Genomic DNA, 13,746 nt, shown 5'->3' on the forward strand with positions numbered 1-13,746 from the left:
CATTTCGTGGAAGAATGAGATCGCGATGGTCCAAGCTACTCCTCTGTTATGCTTTGGTTTCCATACTTGCACTTGCATGGAACTGCGGTCCAACATGTGAGATGGACGAGGCTTCTACTTCTTCGCAAGCCGCTCCTTGTCACCAAGAGCCTGCTTCGGATGATGCGCAAGGCTGTGATTGGGACACTGGTTCCTTATCTATGGAAGGGAATGGATCCTCTGCGTTTCATTTACTTCCTCCTTCTATTTCCTTTTGGTTCGTATTTTCTGCTGCGAATGCTTTCTCCGGATTAGAAAAGAAATCCTTTCAAACTGATATCATTACTTCTCATTCTTTCGAAGTTTCTCATCTTTCTTTCGTACGCATTCTAGTATAATTTTCTCATATTATAAATTTCTTTTTTATAATGTGAGGTCCCTAGTGCGTTCTCTTTCTTTTTCTATTTTATTCTTATCTGGATCGATCCTTTTTGCTCCCCTTCCAGTATTTTCGGAAACTCTTCCCAATCGGGAACTGGATCTGCGTGGTATCATGGATCTTGCGGAAAAGAATTCTCCCCTTCTTACCGCCTTACATGCAGATCTGGAATCTCTCTTCTATAAAAGAAGGCAGGAAGGAAAGACTCAAAACCCTTCCGTGCTGATGGATTATGGTAGAAGGACAGCTGCTGCGGAAGCAGGACCCGAGTATGCTCTCCAGATCGAGCAACCCATTTACTTTCCGGGAAGAAAGGAACTAAAGCAACTCCTCGTGGATAATGATTCCAAGATCAAGGAGATCCAGCAAATCGAGGCTTTTAATTCGATCCGCCTCAGTTCTTTGAAGTTTGCTTACAAATACTTAGTCGCAGCGGATAAACGAACTCATGTTAAGGAACGTTTGAGAAGATTGTCCTTGATCGAAAATTATATCAAGGCCCGTCCCTTCTTCACTCCTCAGGAAAAAACGGATCTTTTCATTATCGAGACCAAGATCCTCGCGCTTAAAAAGCATTTCAACGATCTGGAACTCGGAGCAGCAAAAGATTTCGAGTCCATGAATTTGTATTTGAGATTGGATTCGATTCCTAGTTTAAGAATTCCTTATTTTAGAGATGGGGTCAAATTCCAATTCGATGATATCCAGAAGAAGGCGGTCTCCCAGAATCCTTCCGTTCTTGCAGCAAAAGGCGAATTAGAAAAGGCAAGAACAGAACTTCGTTTAGCAAACTTGGAAAAATATCCGGATTATACAGTTATGAGCCAGGTCGGAGAAGACCGTTCCGGGGTCGCCAACCGATTCTATGATTTCGGTCTGAAATTTAGGATCCCTGTTTGGGACCAGTTCCAAAATAAAGTGGCTGCTGCAGAGACCAATCTGAAAGCCAAGCAAGATAGGCTTACATATCAAGAAACTCTAATTAATACTTCCTTTAAACAATCGTATTTGGATTATGAGCAGGCCCGAAATAACCTAAAGTTGTACGGCCTGAGCCAATTGGACCGGATCGACAAGGATCTGAATTTTGCCGATCTCGAATTCAAGAAGGGAAGAATACAACTCATAAGCTATCTGGAATTAGAAAACCAATTGCATGAGAACCATCATGCAATTCTGGATGCGCAGATGAATCATGTGGAAACCTTATTAAACCTTCTTTATATCATTAACGAAAAAGACATTTTGGGAGTTCTAGGAAATGCTAGCCAGACTTTTGAATACCAGCCTAAATAATCCCTACCTATCGGTCGGCGTAATTTCATTTCTATTCCTCTTCTCCTTTTATACGATGAAAGAGGTTCCGATAGATGCGGTCCCGGATATTACGAACGTTCAAGTCATAGTAACTACGGATACTGGCTCCTTGGACCCGGAGCAAGTGGAGAAGGTGGTAACCTTTCCGTTAGAAACCGAACTCATGGGACTTCCGAACCTCATCGATGTTCGCTCCGTATCTAAATTCGGTTTATCTAATATATCTCTTATCTTCAAGGAAGGAACGGACATCTATCAAGCAAGAGCAATGGTCTTGGAACGGATCTCCAGTGCAAAAGACAAACTTCCCAAAGGACTTTCTCCTTCTATCGTTCCGAACACGACAGGACTCGGAGAGATCTTTTTCTATTCTGTAGAAGCAAAGCCGGATTCAAAGTTGGCAAAACTTCCAGAGGCAGAAAGGCTTTTGTATCTTAGGACTGTCCAAGATTATACAATTCGTCCTCAATTAAAGGCACTCGTCCCAGGCATCGTTGAAGTGGATTCCAACGGAGGTTATGAGAAAGAGATCCATATCGATTTGAATCCGAACAAGATGAAACAATGGGGAATTTCGATCGACCAACTTGTAAAGGAATTGTCCACCATCGGAGAAAGTTTCGGCGGAGGATTCATAGAAAATAACGGCAAGATCTCCATCGTAAGAGCTTACGGCCTGAAAAAGAATTTGAACGAGTTATCCGGCACTGCAGTCAGACGCTCTCTTGCAGGAGTTCCCATTCGCGTCTCCGATATCGCTCAAGTAAACGAACATGGAAGCTTAAGATTAGGTGGAGCCAGTTCAAACGGAAAAGAAATCGTACTCGGGACCGCGCTCATGCTCCGAGGAGAGAACAGCTTTCAAGTCAATGAAGACTTGCACCAAGCAGTCAAGAAGCTAAGCCTTCCGGAAGATGTGACTGTAAGAGTCTTATTAGAAAGATCCTTTCTCATTGAATCCACCATCCAAACGGTAGTAAAGAATTTAGCGGAAGGAGCAATACTAGTCATCCTAACTCTCTTTCTGATCCTTTTAAATCTAAGAGCCTCCCTAATCGTAGCTCTGATCATTCCCGGCTCTATGCTTCTCGCTTCCATTTGCATGAGGTTTTTCGGAATTTCAGCAAACTTAATGAGCTTAGGAGCGATCGACTTCGGACTTCTTGTAGATGCATCCATAGTCATCACTGAGAACGTTCTCACCAAATTCGAATCCGGAAGATTTACGAACAAGGCCGAAAAAAGACAGGCAATCCTGGATTCTTCTCTAGAAGTATTGAAACCAGTGTCTTTCGGGATACTGATCATCATGCTTGTATATGTTCCCATTCTTACGTTAGATGGAATTCCAGGTAGAATGTTCCGTCCCATGGCGGAGACTGTTCTTCTTGCCTTGGGATTCAGCTTACTTCTGGCGGTGTTCTTGCTTCCTCCCTTATTGTATTTCTTTCTTTCTCCGGAAAGCGTAGCTTCTCATAAGAAGAACAAGGATAATAAGATTGTAATATGGTATTCCAAACATCTTCCTAAACTCTTAGAACAGCCGGGCAAGATCGTTCTTTACTCACTCTTATTCTTCGCAGTGACCCTTCTTATCTATTTCAGAATGGGAACGGTTTTCCTTCCCAAACTCATGGAAGGAGATCTAATGCTTGTAGTGGTAAGAGAAGGAAATACAGGCATTGAAGAAAGCTTAAAAGAACAGAAAGATTTGGAACTTCTTCTCAGACAAATGCCGGAAGTGGACAGTGTATTCTCCCGAATAGGAACGAGCTCTGTTGCAAACGATCCGATGGGCCCATTCAATGCGGATACTTTCATCATTCTAAAGAAAGACATCCTTTCCGATCTAATGAAGAACAAGGAGACTTGGGACAATTTCCTGAACAAGATATTGAAACAAGTTCATGAAAAATATCCTGAGTCGGAACTTACCTTAAGCCAACCGCTGGAAGCAAGGTTCAACGAATTATTAGAAGGAAGCCGCGCAGATATCAGCGTCCGTATTTTAGGAAAAGACCTGAATGTTCTATTAGAATTACAGGAAAAACTAAAAGAGACATTAGGAAAGATCCACGGAGCCGCAGAAGTAGAATTGGATCCTATCATGGCGCTACGAAAATCCAACGTGATAGATATTACTCCGGAATCCACTCGATTAAAATATTATAATATATCTTTTCCTTCCTTCAATTCTGTTGTAGAAAGTTCCATGAGCGGATTCGAGCTGGGAGGATTCTACGAAGAGGAAGTCCGCTTTCCTATCATCATCCGTTTGGCCGAAGAATTTAGAAACCGCGAATCCGAATTAGGAGACATCAATGTAGGAACCGAAGACGGCGGGACCATTCCAATCAAACTACTCGGGACCATCCAAAAGAAGGAAAAGGTCATGACTATTTCTAGAAATAGATCCAGAAGATTCGTTGCAGTCTCCGTAAATTTAAGAGGAAGAGACCTAGAAGGCTTCTATAAAGAAGCGCAAGAAAAAGTCGCAAACATAGAGATCCCAAGCGGCTATTCTATTTTTTGGGGAGGACAGATCGAGAATCTATCCAAAGCAAAACAAAAGCTCTCCGTCATCGTGCCAGCAACCTTGGTCATGATCTTTACAATCCTATATTTGGGATTGAGATCCGTGAAACAGGCCCTCTTAGTTTTCTTCTGCGTTCCTTTTGCACTGACAGGAGGGATCTGGTTTTTATTCCTGCGGGGAATGGACCTTAGCGTCTCCGCATTTGTGGGCTGCATTGCCCTTTCAGGAATTGCAGTCTTGAACGGACTCGTAAAATTATCCACCATCGATCGGATCCGAGAAGATAGGAAGCTATCCGTTCGAGACGCAGTATTAGAAGGGGCTATTAGTAGAATTCGTCCCGTCATTATGACTGCATTAGTTGCCTCTTTGGGCTTCTTGCCTATGGCATTCGGGTCTGGGCTTGGATCGGAAGTGCAAAAACCCCTGGCAACAGTAGTGATTGGAGGGATTTTTTCTTCTACCATCCTCACACTCGTTCTTTTGCCGGTATTCTATTACTGGCTGGAAAAGGAATAGAAACCGTTCTAAAATACAGCAGAAAATCCGAGTCGTTATGCGAATTAAATTCTTTTGGCTCGAATTTTCTGAAATTTTTAGTAAATTTATTGCTAAATCGTTTGTTGTAAAAGCGGAGTAGTCCCATGGCAATTCGTATATCCGTTTTCGTTCTGATCCTATTCTTTCAAATCGCCTGTCTGCAATCTCATCCAATCGAATTGGATGCATCAAAGACTCTCTCTGGAGTAGCTCTTGATTTCAGTTCTTCCGAGGCTATAGCGGCTTCCATAGCAGCCACACCGCAAGCAACCGAAGCCAAAACGGACACCTGGAATTGCTCCTTTGCAACAAATTGCGTAGAAGTGTATAAATTGAATTTTACGCAGACGGATACTTTGTCGATCGCTGTGTCTTCCATAACGGGAGGTTCCGTTCTAAGATTGGCCTTCTATTCAGGGACAGCATTGAATGGAACAAACCTGCTGAATGGTTCTACAAATGAAAGGACCTGCCCTTCTCCACCGACTGCAGGGAACCAGGACGTGGGAGATAGCACCTCCGTGGCCATCCCAAGCACCGGCGTCTATACTCTTACTGTAGGGAGAGACTGGGGTGCCAGTTTGAGCGGCTCAGGAACTTTTTCGCTCAATCTTTCCACCACTCTAGCGAGCATGACAGGATTTACTAAGATATCTACCGACGCAGCCACGCAAGCTACCGGAATGAGCTGCCCTTAATCCTCAAGCCGGCTTCTAGTCCGGCTTTTTCTTTTCTTCAACTCGTAATATTCGTTAAGCGAATAATTACTGCAAAACCATTTTAAACGGTATCGCATGGTAAAATTAAATCGGAAATCTTAAACCTTGTCCCGGCTTTTTCGGTCGGACAAAGTAAAGAGAAGAGCCGCATGAAAGCGATAGAAGAAAATACTTCCCTTCCCAATTCATCCGAGCGAACAGATCCGGAACCAAGAATCCTAGAGCAAGGAAAGGAACTATTCCGTTTAAGCGATACATTCGAGTCTGGATCCTTCAGTTCTTATAATCTTTTTTCCAAAAGCCTTTTATTCTTAGAAGACAGACCTAACTTAAAGTTGCAGGCATTTCGCTTTGCCGATCTTTTTCCGAGTCTGAATTCACTTTCTCTGATCGCTCGCTATATCCGTTTGTACTTTGTGGAAACTCCTACTGAATTACCGAAATGGATGGTGGGATTACTCGCGATCTCTCTTACCAATCCTCTCACAGGAAGCATGGTTGCACTCTCCGCAAGAGTAGGAATCAAATTCGTAGCAAAATTCTTTATTTTAGGAAGAACCTTCGATTCCGAAAGAAGCAAGATTCTTTCTAGATACAAAAATGGGATCTGTGCAACTATAGATATCTTGGGAGAAGCAGTGCTTTCCGAAAAGGAAGCAGAGAGATATAGCAAGGAATATCTCTTGTTGTTAGACGAAATCTCCAAAGACAAAGAATTGTCCAAGATCAGAGAGAGAGTATTTATAAACGAGCCGGTCGGAAATGTTTCCGTAAAATGTTCTTCTCTTTATTCCCAATTAGATCCACTCGCACATCATTCTTCCGTCCAAAATCTAAAAGAAAAACTGAGACCGATCTTAAGCTCTGCAGTCTCCAAAAATATATTCATTAATCTGGATATGGAACAGTATGAAACGAAGGAGATCCTGCTGGACACCGCTCTACAGATCTTTTCCGAACCTGAATTCGCGGACTATCCTCATTTCGGCCTGGTCATCCAAGCATATCTTAGATCCTCACAATCTGACTTGCATAGAATCATAGAATATTCAAAAAAACGAAAGTATCCTTTGACAATCCGCTTAGTAAAAGGCGCATACTGGGAATACGAAATGATCCAAGCAGCCCAGAAAGGATGGGAGGCCCCCGTATTCTTAAAGAAATCGGATACGGACAAAAACTACGAAGAATGCATTTCCCTTCTTCTCAAATCGTATCCACATATTAGACCTGCATTCGCTTCTCATAATATACGTAGCCTTTCCTGCGCTTTCGTCCGTGCGAAAGAATTCTCAGTGCCGAACGATTTCTTCGAAGTGCAAATGCTTTACGGTATGGGAGATTCTTATAAGAAAGCGATCCGCCATCTCGGGATCTCAGTAAGGGAATATTCTCCCATTGGAGAAGTGATCCCTGGAATGGCCTACTTAGTTCGAAGGCTTTTGGAGAATTCCACAAACGAAGGCTTTTTAAAGAATATCAACGCAAACAAGAAGGACAGAGAGAGTCTTCTTATCCTGGAGAATAGATCGTAAATATGAATTCGGATCAAAATCATAACGGCTTTCATAATGAACCCTTGAGGGACTTCTCCAAGGAGGAAGAAAGAGCTTCTCTTGAGAAGGCATTCTCTTCTTTAAAAAAAGAACTCCCCTTTCAAGTATATCCGATCGTTTCCGGAAAGAAGAAGGAGACCTCTCTCAAGGTATCCTGGTCCAATCCTGCAAATCGATCCGAAAAAATAGCGGATATACATTACGCTTCTCTAAAAGACGCAGAAGAAGCGATACTTGCAGCAAACAGATACTCCGAAACCTGGAAAAATGAAAATCCTAAGACAAGGATCCAAGTATTAATAAACGCAGCTCAGCTACTTCGAGCTCAGAAAGCAAGACTGACCGCACTCATGTCCTTAGAAGTCGGAAAAGGAGTAAAGGATATAGACGCAGAGATAGCGGAAGCAATTGACTTCTGTGAGTTCTATGCGCAAGAAGCGGAGTCACTTTTTCATCCGAGACAAAGAAATCTACCGGGCGAGGAGAATACATATTACTATATTCCGAGAGGAACAAGCCTGGTGGTAGCTCCTTGGAATTTCCCTTTGGCGATCCTATGCGGAATGACAGTTGCCCCATTGGTAACCGGGAACACTGTGATCATGAAACCAGCGGAACAATCTTCAACAATCGCATTCGAACTCTATAATATACTATTGCAAGCGGGAGCACCCTCTTCTGCACTGCATTTTCTTCCAGGCAAGGGAGAAGAGATCGGAGCTTATCTTGTAAAACATCCGCTGGTACATACGATTAATTTCACCGGCTCCAGAGCCGTCGGTCTCGGAATGATCCGAGAAGCTGCGAACCAAGATACTAAGTTCGTGAAAAAAGTCATAGCAGAGATGGGAGGAAAGAATGCAATCATCGTGGACGAAGATGCGGATCTGGACGAGGCAGTGCTTGGCTCTGTAGCTTCCGCATTCGGATTCCAGGGACAGAAATGCAGCGCTTTGTCCAGGCTTATTCTGCTCGAATCAAACTACGAAATCTTCAAGACCAGATTTATCGAGGCACTACAGTCTCTGAAATTCGGATCACCCGAAGATCCTTCCGTAAAGATCGGACCGGTGATCGATTCCGAATCCAAAGAAAGATTGGACAAACTCGCTCAGGAATTCGCTCCCAAAATCGTTAGCCGAAGGACAATCTCAGGAGAGATAAAGCAAAACGGAAATTTCGTGGATGCAATCATCTTTGAAAGCGAGGATCCGAATTCTCCTTTAGGACAAACCGAATTCTTCGGACCTTATGTAACGCTATTCAAAGCAAAGAACTTCGAAGAAGCTATTCAAATAGCGAATAACGTCGACTATGCGCTAACTGGAGGAATCTATTCCAGAAATCCGAAGCATATACAATATGCTAAGGAAAAATTCGAAGTGGGCAACCTCTACATCAACCGAGGCATTACTGGAGCTATTGTGGACAGGCAACCATTTGGAGGATACAAACTCTCGGGAGTGGGCGCAAAAGCGGGTGGTCCAGACTATCTCAGACAATTCCTGGAACCGGTCAACATCACCGAAAATACGATGAGAAGAGGATTCATCCCGGAAACATAAGAGTTTCATTTCTCTGATCTTCTTCTTTTCTACTTGAATTTAGGACCAAATAGTGTTCTCTATTTTGGATCTTTAGGAAAGAAGAATGAAAATCGTATTGATCCACGGAATGTGGTCCAGAGCAGGAACCTTGGACTCTCTGGAAGAAGCTCTCATAAAAGCGGGCCACGAAGTTTTAACACCCACACTTCCCTATCACTCTTTGGACCTAGAATCACCTCCGGAACTTGGGAAATATAGATTAATCGATTACGTTTCTTTTCTAAAGAAAGAAATCCAAGCAAAAGGCTGGAACAAACCCACTTTGATCGGACATTCCATGGGAGGATGGTTAGCCCAAGCCTTAGCAGCAGAAGGATACGCGAGTCGAATCGTATTATTTGCACCGGCCGCACCCAAAGGAATTTTTCCGTTGGGATTCTCACCACTCTACACCTTGCTAGAAGTCGCTTTTCATTGGAAATTCTGGGCAAAACCATTTCGGCCAACGATTCGAGGAGCAAATTTCGGATTATTCAATCGATTGCCCAAAGAGAAATGGAGTGAATATTATAAATTACTAAACTACGAATCCGGAAGAGCCTTATTCGAATTGGCATTTTGGTTCTTCGATCCTTTCTCCGGAAACAAGGTAGATGAAAATAAAGTAAATTGCCCTGTATTAATTCTTGCAGGCAAGGATGATAGAATCATTCCCAATCGAGTTACTAAGGCAATCGCAAGAAAATACGAAAACTCTGAATATGTTGTATTCCCAAACCATGCGCATTGGCTATTGGACGAACCCGGAAAAGAAAAGATTTTTGAGACCATGTTCGAATGGCTTAAACGAAATTAGAAAGCTCCGAGTCTAAGTCTATTAGAATGAAAAACGGACGACTCTACCAAATTCTACCCATTGCTTTACTTCTACTTGGATGTTCCAGTTACGAAGAAATGAGTTTAGAGAATGATAAAGCGATCGAAAGACTGAAACAATCCGAAACATTCTACCAAGAATATTACCAATCCGGAGATACCAATGTGCAACCTGTGCATTGGCTTAGTACAGGATGCAAGGAACCTAAGAAAGAAAATATCTTAGTATTCGTGCATGGGTCTCCGGGCAATTGGGTCAATTATCTTCGGTACTTAAAAGATCCTCAATTATTAGAAAAATATTGTATGTTCAGCGTGGACCGACCCGGCTTCGGAAAATCAGAAGGAGCCGATGCGGATGTAAATCGGCAAGCCCAAAGGATCTTAAGTTCTTTAAATCATGTGCTGCAAAAAAGAGAAAAACCGAAGCGACTCGTATTACTTGGACATTCTTATGGAGGTCCGGTGGCAGCACGAATTGCTTCCTTAGAAGGAAATAGTTTTAGCCATCTCTTGCTTCTTGCCGCTGCCTTAGATCCGGAAAGCGAAGAAGTTCGGTGGTATAACAAATTGGCCGCGACAAAACTCGGCTCTTGGCTCCTTCCTACAGAATGGCAACATAGCAATGCAGAAATGCTTCCTCTCAAAGGACAATTGCAGGACTTGCTTCCGATTTGGAAGAATATAAACGCTAAAACGATTGTCGTTCAAGGCGAAGAAGATGGATTAGTCGACCCAAGTAACGCGGCTTTCATCCAAAAACAATTTTCCCCGCAAGCCCAAGTAAAAATCTATCTTTTACCGAAGGAAGGACATTTTTTACCTTGGAAGAACTACGATCTAATTTATAAAATCCTAATGGAAATAACGAATGAAAAATAGAGAAGAAGCTATCTTTTCGATTTCTCTCGAAAATAATCTTCCAATCGTAAGACTCCATATTGAGGTCCGACTATATCCAGAGTGTGGACAGTGTTTCCGAATTGCATGAATTGAAAGATCCTTCGATTGAATGGGCGTAGTAAATACACCAAGATTCGATTCAGAAAAATCGGAATGTGGATGGGCTTTTTACTTTTTCCACAAACTTTCAACGCGAGTTCAGTGATCTGGTCTCTTGTAAAAATATCAGGACCTCCGATATTTATTTCTTCCTCCTCACTCCCCAAAGCGTCTACAACTGCCTTAGCCACATCTTTTTCGTGGATCGGATTGATCCTAGCCTTTCCGTCTCCGATTACGATTCCTATCCCCTTCTTCGCGAATTCCAAAAATTCTAAAAGGATAGAGAAAAAGGCCGTCGGTCTTACTATCGTATAGTTGATCCCAGAATTTCGGATCGCTTCCGAAAAAAGATCATGACTTCTAATATATTCAGCTTTTTGAATTCCTTCCGCACGAAGAAAAGAAGTGTATATGAATTTAGAAACACCCGCACGAAGTGCTTCTCTTAGCACATTCAAATTTCCGCCCAAGTTGATTTCTTCGAAAGTCTTATTGTCGCTAAAATCCTTTAGATTCAAACTCGCGCCAGCGCAGGAAATCACTGTATCTATTTCGGAGAAGGCAGTTCTCATACTCTCCGGATCTAAAATATCGCCGATCTTATGGTCATCAAATTCACCTTTGAGGATCTGCAATTTGGAAACGGATCTAGCGAGGATCCGGATCCAATATCCTTTTTGCTTTAATTCGGAAACCACCAATCTCCCCAGGTTTCCAGTCGCACCGACCACTAATATTCGTTTCATACTATTCTTCCTCAAAAGTAGACTCCAGAGTCTATTTTTTAACTATACCCGGGCAGTAGAATTGTCAACAAAAAGTAGACGTCAAAGTCTACTTTTTTAAGCTTTTCTTTTGCCAGATCTGCAAAAATCTTAGTTAGGAAAGGGAAGAAGAATGAAAGCCCGAGAAAAAATCCTCCAAGCAGCTGATAAACTTTTCTACGAACGCGGTTTTGCTAATACCGGAGTGGCAGATCTTTTAGAAGAATCCGGAGTACATAAGGCGAGCTTCTATAAATATTTTCGGGAAAAAGGAGAGGTCGGTTTAGAGTACATCCGAAAGAGAAGAGAACTGAATGCTTCACAATTCAAAAGCTTGGTCACTCTATATGCCGAATTTGAAAAGGTCGCAGATGCCTGGGGCTTGGCTCTCAAAAGAGAGGCAAAGAAGCAAAGACTATGGGGATGTCCATTTGCAGTGTTCTCGAATCAAATCCGATCTTCTCAACTTTTCTCGGACAAAGACCAACTAACGCATGCGGAAGGCGAGATCGAAGAAACTGTCCACGATTGGGAAGAAATTTTTGCATCCTATCTCAGGACAAATCCGATCAAAAGAAAATCGAACTTATCAGAGAAACAAATTCGATCCTTCGCAAAGAAAATTCTGATCCTTTACGAAGGTTCGATTCAATTATACTTTATGACTGGAAAAGAAGAATATTTAGAGGAGTTCCGTTCCAGTCTTTTATTCTTAGGAGAATTTTATAGAACGATTCCTTAAGAAAGATAGGAACGTTCCCAAACACAAAACAAATATCCGATCTTACAAATGACGAATCTCAGCGGGAGGATTTCTCCAGTTATTGTTTAAACCGTCAGAATACCAAACAGGAACGTCGATCAACTCGCTCGGTTCTACTCCATCCAACGAAGAAATAGCGACACTAACGTAAGCGCCTCCTATCTCTTCGACGTAACCATGAGAGACAGTTCTCACACCACAATTCTTACAGAACTGATGAGAGTTACTGAATGTCCCGAACTTATAAGAACTCAAACTCTCTTCTCCGCTCAAAAGACGGAAAGCAGAAGGCTTAATGATAGCCGACCAATTTCGGACTTTCCTGCAGAACGAACAATTGCATCTTCCAGTACCTTGGCTTAGATCAATATCTACCTCGAACTTTACTGCTCCACAATGACAACTTCCTTTATATGTTTTCAGGCTCATGTTTGTTTTCCTTTTGAAAGCGAAAGGACCAACCAAGAGAGGCTTTAAATCAAGGCTCTTAACGCAGATCCAAGGCTTTTTAATGAGAACAGTATAAGAGCCTATTCATGACAAGAAATGTCATATTTTGAAGAAAGGTACAAAAAAAAATTTAATCTAATCCACTATTTCCGTACGAGTTTCAGTAAAGATCCGTTCGAAATTCTGAGGCGCTAAAGTTCCGAAGACTCGATCCCATATCATCGTATAGAAACCGAAATTATACTCCTCATGCTGATGATGCCTTGCATGAAACGTACTAGTAGTGAACAAACGGAATAAAGGAAAATGAAGCCATCTTTTTGATAGAGGCTCCACTCCTAAATGTCCGATCGTGCCAAACACTACATTCAAGCTTAGATATACGCTCATCCCCAACCAAGAAAAGTCGTAACCGCATAATACCAATAACCAGAGGGCGCCGAAACCCAGCGCTTCCAAAGGATTGAGAACAAAGAGAGTCAATGGACGAGGTTTATCGTAATGGTGATGAGTCCTGTGAGCGAATGGATAGATAAATCGTATATGAGCGATCCGATGCAACAGATACATTCCCGCATCCATAACAAAAAGAAGAATCAAAACATCGAGTAACGCGAAAAGTCCGATATCATTCCGAAAATGTATATAACCGGATCTCCATAGCCAAAGCCCGAGTAACGTTACGCTAGTGTTAAAAAATATAGTAGATATTGCAAAAAGGATCTCTCGAAGCTCGATCCGGGAAGGAATTGGAGTGATACGGCGATTCACATAATGTTTAGAAAGTAGAACACCAATATATACAGAAGAAGTAAAGATAAGAAGATTCTCGATCAAGAATAGGAGAGCAGCCCAAGTATAGGGGATTTTTTGGAGAAATAGAACCAGCTCGTTTCCAAAATCATCCATAGGAATATAATTCCAAAAAATCTGCCTTGGGTCAAGTAGTCGAGAATGATACACCTAATCTAAATCCGCTTCTGCTACTCGGCGGAAGTAATACCCTGATCGTCGAACCACCAAACAAAAAAGCCAGGTGTTAAAACCTGGCTTTTTCTTGAGAGTTCAATTTGAACTTAACAACTGGAATGAATGTTAGACATTTTTTAGAGATGTCTAACGTTTGCTGATCATCTTTTGTATGGATGTTCATGCGAGGCTTCTTGTTATGGAAGCCTTGTTGGCGTTGTAACCAAATTTCGTAATATGGTCAAGCCTCACGAGCTATTAGTATCACTCGACTCAATGTGTTACC

12 protein-coding genes are annotated in these 13,746 nt (G+C 42.2%); 9 read left to right on the forward strand and 3 right to left on the reverse strand.

The window, feature by feature from the left end:
• Nucleotides 1-14: 14 nt before the first annotated feature.
• The 8 genes from EHO59_RS09505 (at nucleotide 15) to EHO59_RS09540 (ending at nucleotide 10,391) form a co-directional block, all read left to right on the forward strand.
• Complete coding sequence (locus tag EHO59_RS09505; RefSeq protein WP_135587264.1) at nucleotides 15-377, forward strand: hypothetical protein; 363 nt, start codon at nucleotides 15-17, stop codon at nucleotides 375-377.
• On the forward strand, nucleotides 374-1,714 hold the full coding sequence (locus EHO59_RS09510; RefSeq protein WP_167882096.1) for a TolC family protein: 1,341 nt from the start codon (nucleotides 374-376) through the stop codon (nucleotides 1,712-1,714). The genes EHO59_RS09505 and EHO59_RS09510 overlap by 4 nt, the downstream gene beginning before the upstream one ends.
• Nucleotides 1,680-4,790 (forward strand): efflux RND transporter permease subunit, encoded by a 3,111-nt coding sequence (locus tag EHO59_RS09515; RefSeq protein WP_135587268.1) that lies wholly within the window; start codon nucleotides 1,680-1,682, stop codon nucleotides 4,788-4,790. The genes EHO59_RS09510 and EHO59_RS09515 overlap by 35 nt, the downstream gene beginning before the upstream one ends.
• Before the next feature lie 125 nt (nucleotides 4,791-4,915).
• Nucleotides 4,916-5,509, forward strand: coding sequence for a hypothetical protein (locus EHO59_RS09520; protein ID WP_246052785.1), 594 nt, complete (start codon nucleotides 4,916-4,918; stop codon nucleotides 5,507-5,509).
• A 170-nt stretch (nucleotides 5,510-5,679) separates the two neighbouring features.
• A complete protein-coding gene (locus EHO59_RS09525; RefSeq protein ID WP_135587270.1) occupies nucleotides 5,680-7,065 on the forward strand; it encodes a proline dehydrogenase family protein in 1,386 nt (461 codons plus the stop codon).
• 2 nt (nucleotides 7,066-7,067) lie between these two features.
• On the forward strand, nucleotides 7,068-8,651 hold the full coding sequence (locus EHO59_RS09530; RefSeq protein WP_135587272.1) for an aldehyde dehydrogenase family protein: 1,584 nt from the start codon (nucleotides 7,068-7,070) through the stop codon (nucleotides 8,649-8,651).
• A gap of 85 nt (nucleotides 8,652-8,736) precedes the next feature.
• Nucleotides 8,737-9,489, forward strand: coding sequence for an alpha/beta hydrolase (locus tag EHO59_RS09535; protein ID WP_135587274.1), 753 nt, complete (start codon nucleotides 8,737-8,739; stop codon nucleotides 9,487-9,489).
• A 26-nt stretch (nucleotides 9,490-9,515) separates the two neighbouring features.
• A complete protein-coding gene (locus EHO59_RS09540; RefSeq protein WP_135587276.1) occupies nucleotides 9,516-10,391 on the forward strand; it encodes an alpha/beta fold hydrolase in 876 nt (291 codons plus the stop codon).
• 8 nt (nucleotides 10,392-10,399) lie between these two features.
• On the opposite strand, the gene EHO59_RS09545 is transcribed toward EHO59_RS09540, so the two are convergent.
• Nucleotides 10,400-11,260 (reverse strand): SDR family oxidoreductase, encoded by an 861-nt coding sequence (locus EHO59_RS09545; protein WP_135587278.1) that lies wholly within the window; start codon nucleotides 11,258-11,260, stop codon nucleotides 10,400-10,402.
• Nucleotides 11,261-11,411: 151 nt separating this feature from the next.
• On the opposite strand from EHO59_RS09545, the gene EHO59_RS09550 reads away from it, so the two are divergent.
• Complete coding sequence (locus tag EHO59_RS09550) at nucleotides 11,412-12,020, forward strand: TetR/AcrR family transcriptional regulator (RefSeq protein ID WP_135587280.1); 609 nt, start codon at nucleotides 11,412-11,414, stop codon at nucleotides 12,018-12,020.
• 42 nt (nucleotides 12,021-12,062) lie between these two features.
• Here EHO59_RS09550 and EHO59_RS09555 read toward each other — a convergent pair whose 3' ends face one another.
• Both EHO59_RS09555 and EHO59_RS09560 read right to left on the reverse strand, forming a co-directional pair.
• Entirely contained in the window at nucleotides 12,063-12,470 is a 408-nt protein-coding gene (locus EHO59_RS09555) for a GFA family protein (protein ID WP_135587282.1), read from the reverse strand.
• A 156-nt stretch (nucleotides 12,471-12,626) separates the two neighbouring features.
• Nucleotides 12,627-13,400, reverse strand: coding sequence for a sterol desaturase family protein (locus tag EHO59_RS09560; protein WP_135587284.1), 774 nt, complete (start codon nucleotides 13,398-13,400; stop codon nucleotides 12,627-12,629).
• Between the last annotated feature and the right edge of the window lie 346 nt (nucleotides 13,401-13,746).

Origin of the sequence: Leptospira semungkisensis, from assembly GCF_004770055.1 — a bacterium.
GTDB classification, from domain to species: domain Bacteria; phylum Spirochaetota; class Leptospiria; order Leptospirales; family Leptospiraceae; genus Leptospira_B; species Leptospira_B semungkisensis.

Coding starts and splice junctions, on each gene's coding strand:
- EHO59_RS09505 (WP_135587264.1), top strand. CDS start 15: ATGAGATCGCGATGGTCCAAGCTACTCCTCTGTTATGCTTTGGTTTCC.
- EHO59_RS09515 (WP_135587268.1), top strand. CDS start 1,680: ATGCTAGCCAGACTTTTGAATACCAGCCTAAATAATCCCTACCTATCG.
- EHO59_RS09520 (WP_246052785.1), top strand. CDS start 4,916: ATGGCAATTCGTATATCCGTTTTCGTTCTGATCCTATTCTTTCAAATC.
- EHO59_RS09525 (WP_135587270.1), top strand. CDS start 5,680: ATGAAAGCGATAGAAGAAAATACTTCCCTTCCCAATTCATCCGAGCGA.
- EHO59_RS09530 (WP_135587272.1), top strand. CDS start 7,068: ATGAATTCGGATCAAAATCATAACGGCTTTCATAATGAACCCTTGAGG.
- EHO59_RS09535 (WP_135587274.1), top strand. CDS start 8,737: ATGAAAATCGTATTGATCCACGGAATGTGGTCCAGAGCAGGAACCTTG.
- EHO59_RS09540 (WP_135587276.1), top strand. CDS start 9,516: ATGAAAAACGGACGACTCTACCAAATTCTACCCATTGCTTTACTTCTA.
- EHO59_RS09545 (WP_135587278.1), bottom strand. CDS start 11,260: ATGAAACGAATATTAGTGGTCGGTGCGACTGGAAACCTGGGGAGATTG.
- EHO59_RS09550 (WP_135587280.1), top strand. CDS start 11,412: ATGAAAGCCCGAGAAAAAATCCTCCAAGCAGCTGATAAACTTTTCTAC.
- EHO59_RS09555 (WP_135587282.1), bottom strand. CDS start 12,470: ATGAGCCTGAAAACATATAAAGGAAGTTGTCATTGTGGAGCAGTAAAG.
- EHO59_RS09560 (WP_135587284.1), bottom strand. CDS start 13,400: ATGGATGATTTTGGAAACGAGCTGGTTCTATTTCTCCAAAAAATCCCC.